This window comes from Endobacterium panacihumi (genome assembly GCF_050847465.1).
Lineage (GTDB): Bacteria > Pseudomonadota > Alphaproteobacteria > Rhizobiales > Rhizobiaceae > Neorhizobium > Neorhizobium panacihumi.
In genome coordinates this window covers 239,476-244,851 of sequence record NZ_JBOZRA010000004.1, presented here as the reverse complement: position 1 = coordinate 244,851, position 5,376 = coordinate 239,476, and the positions used below count along the sequence as shown (strand labels likewise).

Below are 5,376 nucleotides of genomic sequence, written 5' to 3'. Positions count from 1 at the left end.
GGGGGAACCAGTCATGGGCGTCGGTGGCGCCCGTGACTGGCTGAACCCAACGCGGATGGGGCGGATGTTTTTTTACCCTCGGAAAACTAAAAGTTGACTTTCGGCGTTTGCATCTCTATTTAGAGTTTATCGATATTTTCCTGCCGAGATTTGGTTACTGCGCGATTGGCACCGCGTATTGAACGACCCTCCCTTTAAAGCATCGTTATCACCATCCGCACCGCGGTTCGCGTTGTGGTCCACATTTGTTGCTAAGAAAGGGTTCATCATGACCACCGGCACAGTTAAATGGTTCAATTCCACCAAGGGCTTCGGCTTTATCCAGCCTGACAACGGCGACACCGACGCTTTCGTGCATATCTCCGCCGTCGAGCGGGCAGGCATGCGCGAACTCGTTGAAGGCCAGAAGGTTTCCTTCGAGCTGGAACGCGACAAGAAGTCCGGCAAGATGTCGGCCACCAATCTCCAGGCCGCCTGATCTGATATCCGCTTTCGTGTGACCACGGATGTACTGGCATTGCTGAAAGCGTCATATATGAAAGGTCAGGCTCAAGCCTGGCCTTTTTTTGTTTGTTGGCGATGGTCGTCGTACCAAAGACAACCGAGACATTGTCCCGACCCGCGGACCGTGTCGCGCCACGCAGGACTTCGGCACGTAAAGGAAGAACAAAAGACATGACCAACACGAAGACCGCCATGCTGACCGTTGAGCTGACGCCGACCCAGGTCAGGGGGTTGAAGCTCGCAAAAGATGGCGACCTGCACCCGCAGGAAGGCAAGAAGTGGACCCATCTCGACGCCGTCGAGACCTATGCGAGAACCGACCGCTTCAAGGAGCGTCCGCTGAAGGTGAAGTTCGCGACGACCGGCACGGTCACCCAGTTGCGGGACTACGGCCTTTTGCAGGTTCTCACCGCAGACGTCGATGCGGATGAAACCCCGCATGGCATCACCATGGCCGGCAAGATCTGGCTGCTGAAGCACAAGTGACGGTGAGGGACGCCTCATCGATCTGGACGCATCCGGAGAGCCGTGACGCTCGACCCGAAGACCTGTTCGCCGATGACGCGGGCGGGACGCCTGTGCTGGATTGCCAGACATGCGGTGCCTGCTGTTCCTATTCTCAGGAATGGCCACGGTTCACGATGGAAACCGATGAAGCGCTGGACAAGGTTCCGGCGCAGTTCGTCGCTGCCGATCAGCGCGGCATGCGTTGTGAGGACAATAGGTGTTCGGCGCTTTCCGGCAAGGTCGGTGAAAGCACGTCCTGCATGGTCTACGATGTTCGGCCCGATGTCTGTCGGGCCTGTCTGCCGGGAGACGACGAGTGCCTGATAGCCCGCGCCGCCTTCGGAATGGATTGAGGGTGGGCGCAAGCCGCCCACGATCGGTCGCTTGCGATAATCAAAAACACCCCGCGACATTGGCCGCAGGGTGCTTGTATCACGCAAAAATCCGATCCGCTCAGGCGTCCAGATAACGTTCCGCCAGACGCGCCCACATGGCCGAACCGGTCGTCAGGCTGCCGTCGTTAAAATCGTATTTCGACGAATGCAGGATGGCCGAATCCTTGCCATTGCCGAGGCGCAGAAAGCTGCCGGGCCGGTGGTGGAGGAAATAGGCAAAATCCTCGCTGCCCGGCAGCGGCGGGCAGGTGGAGACGTTTGCATCGCCAACCAGTTCCCGCGCCACTTCGTTGGCAAACGCCGTTTCCGCTTCCGAGTTCATCACGACCGGATAACCGTATTCATATTCGATCTCCGCCGTCGCGCCATGGCCTTCGGCCACGCTTGCCGTCAGCTTGCGGATACGCTCTTCGAGAAGTTCGGCCACGGCCGGATCGAAATAGCGTACGCTCATCGAGATTTCTGCCGAATTGGGAATGACGTTCGAAGCCTTACCGGCATGGATGGTGCTGACGGTGACGACTGCCGTCTGGGTCGGATCGACATTGCGCGACACGATGGACTGCATCGTCACGACGAGATTGCAGGCGATCAGGACCGGGTCGATGGTCAGATGCGGACGCGAAGCATGGCCGCCCTTGCCGTGAATGGTGATCTTGACCGTATTGCCGCCCGCCATGATGGCGCCCGGACGGGTCAGCAGTGCGCCGGCCGGCATGCCCGGATGGTTGTGCAGGCCAAAAATGGCATCGATCGGAAACCGTTCGAACAGGCCGTCCTCGATCATTTTTTGCGCGCCGCTGTTCTTACCGGCCTCTTCTGCCGGCTGGAAGATCAGCGTGACCGTGCCGTTGAAGCGTTTGGTGCGGGCCAGATATTCGGCGGCGCCAAGCAGCATGGTCGTGTGGCCGTCATGGCCGCAGGCATGCATTTTTCCCGGAACCGTGCTGGCATAGGTCGCACCGGTTTCTTCGGCGATCGGCAGCGCGTCCATGTCGGCGCGGATGCCGATGCTTTTCGTGCCGGTGCCGTTCTTGAGCGTCGCGACGACACCATGGCCGCCGACATTGCGGGTCACGTCGAAACCCCAGCCTTCCAGCTTGTCAGCCACGTAACGGGCGGTCTCGGCTTCCTCGAAGGACAGTTCCGGGTGTGCGTGCAGGTGCTGACGTGTCGCCTTCAGTTCGGCTTCCATCGCATCGAAATCGGCAACGCGGGCATAAAGATTGTCTTGGGTTGGCATGGCTTATCCAGACGTTCGAAATTCAAGAAAAATGCCCCGACCTTTCGGCCGGGGCGAGGTGGGGAGGAGTTCTTAAAGGAAGCGCGACAGAAAGGCCTGTGTGCGCGGATGCTGCGGGTTGCCGATCACATCCTCCGGCTTGCCCTGTTCGACGATGACACCGCCATCCATGAAGACCACGCGGTCGGCGGCTTCCCGGGCAAAGCCGATCTCGTGGGTGACGACGATCATGGTCAGGCCCTGTTTGGCCAGATCCTTCATCGTCGCCAGCACTTCGCCGACGAGTTCGGGATCGAGCGCCGATGTCGGCTCATCGAACAGCATCAGCTTGGGCTTGATCGCCAGCGCGCGGGCAATCGCCACGCGCTGCTGCTGGCCGCCGGAAAGCTGGCGCGGATAGTTGCCTTCCTTTTCGGAAAGGCCGACCCGCTTCAAAAGCTGGCGGGCATTCTCGATCGCATCCTTGCGGCTTTCACCGTGCACGCCGACCGGTGCCTCGATGATGTTCTGCAGCACCGTCATATGCGGGTAGAGATTGAACTGCTGGAACACCATGCCGATCTTGCGGCGTTGTTTTGCAATGCCGTTATCGGTCAGCTTTTCCAACCGGTCGTTCTTTACCCGGTAGCCGATTTGCTCGCCGTCCACCTCGATAAAGCCCTGCTGGATGCTTTCGAGGTGGTTGATACAGCGCAGGAAGGTCGATTTGCCCGAGCCGGATGGCCCGAGAATGACGACGACTTCACCGGGTGCGACATCGAGATCGATACCCTTCAGCACTTCGAGCTGGTCGAAGGCCTTGTGAACGTTGCGGGCCTGAACGAGGGGCTTTGCATCAACGGCAATTTCTTTGACAGTTGCGGTCAATGGCTTGCCTCCTCTGTGACAGCCGCCGGCTTGGCGGCAGCCGTCGCGTTGCGGCGGTCGCTACGGCCGTAATAGGCTTCGATATAGCTCTGACCGATGTTGAGCACAGAAGTGATCAGCAGGTACCAGATGACCGCAACCATCAGCATGGGCACGATTTCGAAGGTGCGGTTATAGATCGATTGCACGGAGTAGAGCAGGTCGGCCATGGCGATGACGCTGACCAGCGATGTTGCCTTGATCATGCTGATCAGCTGGTTGCCGGTCGGCGGCACGATGGAGCGCATCGCCTGCGGAATGATGATGCGGCGCAGTGCGCGCGCCTTGGTCATGCCGAATGCCTGCGCCGTTTCGGCCTGTCCGCGTTCAACGGACAAAAGACCGCCGCGGATGATTTCCGCCATGTAAGCCGCTTCGTTGAGCGCCAGACCGACGATCGCCGCCGTCATCGGCGTGATGACCGAATTGGTGTCCCAACTGGCCAGTGTCGGGCCGAAGGGAATGGCGATCGACAGGTTCGGAAACAGCGTCGACATGTTGTACCAGAAGATCAGCTGGACCAGGAGCGGCGTGCCGCGGAAGAACCAGATGAACAGCGAGGCGAAACCGCTCGCCAGCCTGTCGTCGGACATGCGCATGATGGCGATGATCAGTCCGAGCGCCACGCCGAGGATCATGGCGATCACGGTCAGGCCAAGGCTGACGTATAGGCCGCTCAGAACCGTCGGGTCGAAGAAATACTGGGCAACGACCGGCCAGCCGAAATTTTCGTTATTGGCAACGATCCAGCCGAAATCGACGACCACGATGGTGACGATCAGCCAGAGCGCGAGACGGCCATAGCGGAACGGCGCATGCGCCGTTGCCACATCGCGGAAATCCGCAGCGCCCGAAGGCGCTGCCTGTGTTGAAGTGTTCGTGCTCATTTCGGCAGCTGTCCACCGAGGTTGATGCCCGGCTCCTTGAGCATGTTGTTCTCAAGGCCCCACTTTTTCATGATCGTCGCATAGGTGCCGTTATCCATCAGAACCTTGATGGCATCCTGCAGAAGCGGGCCAAGCGGGGAACCCTTCGGCACGACAGCGCCCTGATAAAGGTTGTCGAAACCGTTCTTTTCACCCACGCCGGTCAGTTCCAGCTGGCCGTTGGCCTGGGAAACGAAATAGGTCAGCGGTGCCTGCGAGGAGAAGAAGGCATCGGCGCGCTTGGAGCGGACGGCGAGGATCGACGCCGGCTGGTCGGTATAGGACTGAACGGCGACGGCTTCCTTGCCATCGGTCTTGCACTTTTCCGACTGTGCCTGGATCACGCGCTCGGCGGAACCACCGGCCATGACCGCAATGCGCTGGCCACAGGCGGTGTCGAGCGAGGTAATGCCCTTCGGGTTGCCCTTCTGCACGGCAAAGACCACGAATTCCTGAACCCAGTCGACAAAATCGTTGGCTTCTTCGCGGCTCTTGAAGTCGCCGACCGGACCGAAGGCGAACTGGTAGCGGTTGGAGTTGACGCCGGCCAGCAGCGCCGGCAGGCCGCCGACGGTCGCGTGGTCGATCTTAACGCCGAGAACCTGGCCGAGCGCGTCGGTGAGATCGGCGCTGGCGCCGGTCATTTCCGTGCCGGTGACGATTTCATAAGGCGGGAAGGAGCCGTTGTTGACCGAGGTCATCTTGCCAGCGGCCTTGATGTCCGCCGGCAGGCGGTCGTTCAGTTCCTTCACCACGTCCAGCTTGATGGAAGCGTCTTGAGCCTTGGCGACACCGGCCAGGGCCACGCCGACCAATGCGAGAGCGATAAGTTTCTTATGCGACATGTTCATTCCCCTTTGTTTTACAAAGCTACGTTTCTTGAGAGGCTAAAGTT

7 protein-coding genes are annotated in these 5,376 nt (G+C 59.7%); 3 read left to right on the top strand and 4 right to left on the bottom strand.

What is annotated here, in order from left to right:
- The first annotated feature begins 268 nt into the window (after window positions 1-268).
- The 3 genes from ACRQ1B_RS19280 (at window position 269) to ACRQ1B_RS19270 (ending at window position 1,364) form a co-directional block, all read left to right on the top strand.
- Entirely contained in the window at window positions 269-478 is a 210-nt protein-coding gene (locus ACRQ1B_RS19280) for a cold-shock protein (RefSeq protein WP_432295604.1), read from the top strand.
- A 197-nt stretch (window positions 479-675) separates the two neighbouring features.
- Complete coding sequence (locus ACRQ1B_RS19275) at window positions 676-990, top strand: hypothetical protein (RefSeq protein ID WP_432295603.1); 315 nt, start codon at window positions 676-678, stop codon at window positions 988-990.
- 92 nt (window positions 991-1,082) lie between these two features.
- Window positions 1,083-1,364: a YkgJ family cysteine cluster protein gene (locus ACRQ1B_RS19270; RefSeq protein ID WP_432295799.1), complete on the top strand. Its 282-nt coding sequence runs from the start codon at window positions 1,083-1,085 to the stop codon at window positions 1,362-1,364.
- 100 nt (window positions 1,365-1,464) lie between these two features.
- On the opposite strand, the gene ACRQ1B_RS19265 is transcribed toward ACRQ1B_RS19270, so the two are convergent.
- From ACRQ1B_RS19265 to ACRQ1B_RS19250, 4 genes are all read right to left on the bottom strand, one after another.
- Complete coding sequence (locus ACRQ1B_RS19265; protein WP_432295602.1) at window positions 1,465-2,649, bottom strand: M20 aminoacylase family protein; 1,185 nt, start codon at window positions 2,647-2,649, stop codon at window positions 1,465-1,467.
- A 72-nt stretch (window positions 2,650-2,721) separates the two neighbouring features.
- Complete coding sequence (locus tag ACRQ1B_RS19260) at window positions 2,722-3,516, bottom strand: amino acid ABC transporter ATP-binding protein (RefSeq protein WP_432295600.1); 795 nt, start codon at window positions 3,514-3,516, stop codon at window positions 2,722-2,724.
- Window positions 3,513-4,442, bottom strand: a complete 930-nt coding sequence (locus tag ACRQ1B_RS19255; protein WP_432295598.1) for an amino acid ABC transporter permease — start codon at window positions 4,440-4,442, stop codon at window positions 3,513-3,515. Before ACRQ1B_RS19255 ends, ACRQ1B_RS19260 begins: the two co-directional genes overlap by 4 nt.
- Window positions 4,439-5,326 carry an ABC transporter substrate-binding protein gene (locus tag ACRQ1B_RS19250; protein ID WP_432295597.1) on the bottom strand — a complete coding sequence of 296 codons (888 nt, stop codon included), beginning with the start codon at window positions 5,324-5,326 and terminating at the stop codon, window positions 4,439-4,441. The genes ACRQ1B_RS19255 and ACRQ1B_RS19250 overlap by 4 nt, the downstream gene beginning before the upstream one ends.
- Window positions 5,327-5,376: the final 50 nt, after the last annotated feature.

Bases quoted from the DNA above. Each gene is read 5' to 3' on its own strand.
- ACRQ1B_RS19280 (WP_432295604.1), top strand. From the start codon at position 269: ATGACCACCGGCACAGTTAAATGGTTCAATTCCACCAAGGGCTTCGGC.
- ACRQ1B_RS19275 (WP_432295603.1), top strand. From the start codon at position 676: ATGACCAACACGAAGACCGCCATGCTGACCGTTGAGCTGACGCCGACC.
- ACRQ1B_RS19265 (WP_432295602.1), bottom strand. From the start codon at position 2,649: ATGCCAACCCAAGACAATCTTTATGCCCGCGTTGCCGATTTCGATGCG.
- ACRQ1B_RS19255 (WP_432295598.1), bottom strand. From the start codon at position 4,442: ATGAGCACGAACACTTCAACACAGGCAGCGCCTTCGGGCGCTGCGGAT.
- ACRQ1B_RS19250 (WP_432295597.1), bottom strand. From the start codon at position 5,326: ATGTCGCATAAGAAACTTATCGCTCTCGCATTGGTCGGCGTGGCCCTG.